Origin of the sequence: Escherichia sp. E2748, from assembly GCF_005781125.1 — a bacterium.
Classification (GTDB): domain Bacteria; phylum Pseudomonadota; class Gammaproteobacteria; order Enterobacterales; family Enterobacteriaceae; genus Escherichia.
The window spans coordinates 1-3,029 of the sequence record NZ_VATP01000035.1; the positions used below are offsets into that span (position 1 = coordinate 1).

Consider the following 3,029-nt stretch of genomic DNA (forward strand, 5'->3'; position numbering starts at 1 on the left):
CTTCGGCGTTGTAAGGTTAAGCCTCACGGTTCATTAGTACCGGTTAGCTCAACGCATCGCTGCGCTTACACACCCGGCCTATCAACGTCGTCGTCTTCAACGTTCCTTCAGGACTCTCAAAGAGTCAGGGAGAACTCATCTCGGGGCAAGTTTCGTGCTTAGATGCTTTCAGCACTTATCTCTTCCGCATTTAGCTACCGGGCAGTGCCATTGGCATGACAACCCGAACACCAGTGATGCGTCCACTCCGGTCCTCTCGTACTAGGAGCAGCCCCCCTCAGTTCTCCAGCGCCCACGGCAGATAGGGACCGAACTGTCTCACGACGTTCTAAACCCAGCTCGCGTACCACTTTAAATGGCGAACAGCCATACCCTTGGGACCTACTTCAGCCCCAGGATGTGATGAGCCGACATCGAGGTGCCAAACACCGCCGTCGATATGAACTCTTGGGCGGTATCAGCCTGTTATCCCCGGAGTACCTTTTATCCGTTGAGCGATGGCCCTTCCATTCAGAACCACCGGATCACTATGACCTGCTTTCGCACCTGCTCGCGCCGTCACGCTCGCAGTCAAGCTGGCTTATGCCATTGCACTAACCTCCTGATGTCCGACCAGGATTAGCCAACCTTCGTGCTCCTCCGTTACTCTTTAGGAGGAGACCGCCCCAGTCAAACTACCCACCAGACACTGTCCGCAACCCGGATCACGGGTCTACGTTAGAACATCAAACATTAAAGGGTGGTATTTCAAGGTCGGCTCCATGCAGACTGGCGTCCACACTTCAAAGCCTCCCACCTATCCTACACATCAAGGCTCAATGTTCAGTGTCAAGCTATAGTAAAGGTTCACGGGGTCTTTCCGTCTTGCCGCGGGTACACTGCATCTTCACAGCGAGTTCAATTTCACTGAGTCTCGGGTGGAGACAGCCTGGCCATCATTACGCCATTCGTGCAGGTCGGAACTTACCCGACAAGGAATTTCGCTACCTTAGGACCGTTATAGTTACGGCCGCCGTTTACCGGGGCTTCGATCAAGAGCTTCGCTTGCGCTAACCCCATCAATTAACCTTCCGGCACCGGGCAGGCGTCACACCGTATACGTCCACTTTCGTGTTTGCACAGTGCTGTGTTTTTAATAAACAGTTGCAGCCAGCTGGTATCTTCGACTGATTTCAGCTCCACGAGCAAGTCGCTTCACCTACCATCAGCGTGCCTTCTCCCGAAGTTACGGCACCATTTTGCCTAGTTCCTTCACCCGAGTTCTCTCAAGCGCCTTGGTATTCTCTACCTGACCACCTGTGTCGGTTTGGGGTACGATTTGATGTTACCTGATGCTTAGAGGCTTTTCCTGGAAGCAGGGCATTTGTTGCTTCAGCACCGTAGTGCCTCGTCATCACGCCTCAGCCTTGATTTTCCGGATTTGCCTGGAAAACCAGCCTACACGCTTAAACCGGGACAACCGTCGCCCGGCCAACATAGCCTTCTCCGTCCCCCCTTCGCAGTAACACCAAGTACAGGAATATTAACCTGTTTCCCATCGACTACGCCTTTCGGCCTCGCCTTAGGGGTCGACTCACCCTGCCCCGATTAACGTTGGACAGGAACCCTTGGTCTTCCGGCGAGCGGGCTTTTCACCCGCTTTATCGTTACTTATGTCAGCATTCGCACTTCTGATACCTCCAGCATGCCTCACAGCACACCTTCACAGGCTTACAGAACGCTCCCCTACCCAACAACACATAGTGTCGCTGCCGCAGCTTCGGTGCATGGTTTAGCCCCGTTACATCTTCCGCGCAGGCCGACTCGACCAGTGAGCTATTACGCTTTCTTTAAATGATGGCTGCTTCTAAGCCAACATCCTGGCTGTCTGGGCCTTCCCACATCGTTTCCCACTTAACCATGACTTTGGGACCTTAGCTGGCGGTCTGGGTTGTTTCCCTCTTCACGACGGACGTTAGCACCCGCCGTGTGTCTCCCGTGATAACATTCTCCGGTATTCGCAGTTTGCATCGGGTTGGTAAGTCGGGATGACCCCCTTGCCGAAACAGTGCTCTACCCCCGGAGATGAATTCACGAGGCGCTACCTAAATAGCTTTCGGGGAGAACCAGCTATCTCCCGGTTTGATTGGCCTTTCACCCCCAGCCACAAGTCATCCGCTAATTTTTCAACATTAGTCGGTTCGGTCCTCCAGTTAGTGTTACCCAACCTTCAACCTGCCCATGGCTAGATCACCGGGTTTCGGGTCTATACCCTGCAACTTAACGCCCAGTTAAGACTCGGTTTCCCTTCGGCTCCCCTATTCGGTTAACCTTGCTACAGAATATAAGTCGCTGACCCATTATACAAAAGGTACGCAGTCACCCCATAAAGAGGCTCCCACTGCTTGTACGTACACGGTTTCAGGTTCTTTTTCACTCCCCTCGCCGGGGTTCTTTTCGCCTTTCCCTCACGGTACTGGTTCACTATCGGTCAGTCAGGAGTATTTAGCCTTGGAGGATGGTCCCCCCATATTCAGACAGGATACCACGTGTCCCGCCCTACTCATCGAGCTCACAGCATGTGCATTTTTGTGTACGGGGCTGTCACCCTGTATCGCACGCCTTTCCAGACGCTTCCACTAACACACACACTGATTCAGGCTCTGGGCTGCTCCCCGTTCGCTCGCCGCTACTGGGGGAATCTCGGTTGATTTCTTTTCCTCGGGGTACTTAGATGTTTCAGTTCCCCCGGTTCGCCTCATTAACCTATGGATTCAGTTAATGATAGTGTGACGAATCACACTGGGTTTCCCCATTCGGAAATCGCCGGTTATAACGGTTCATATCACCTTACCGACGCTTATCGCAGATTAGCACGTCCTTCATCGCCTCTGACTGCCAGGGCATCCACCGTGTACGCTTAGTCGCTTAACCTCACAACCCGAAGATGTTTCTTTCGATTCATCATCGTGTTGCGAAAATTTGAGAGACTCACGAACAACTTTCGTTGTTCAGTGTTTCAATTTTCAGCTTGATCCAGATTTTTAAAG

The 3,029-nt window shown here is 52.6% G+C and carries 1 rRNA gene; it reads right to left on the reverse strand.

Annotated elements, in window-relative coordinates:
* Nucleotides 1–12: 12 nt before the first annotated feature.
* Nucleotides 13–2,913 (reverse strand): 23S ribosomal RNA (locus tag FEK42_RS21065).
* Between the last annotated feature and the right edge of the window lie 116 nt (nucleotides 2,914–3,029).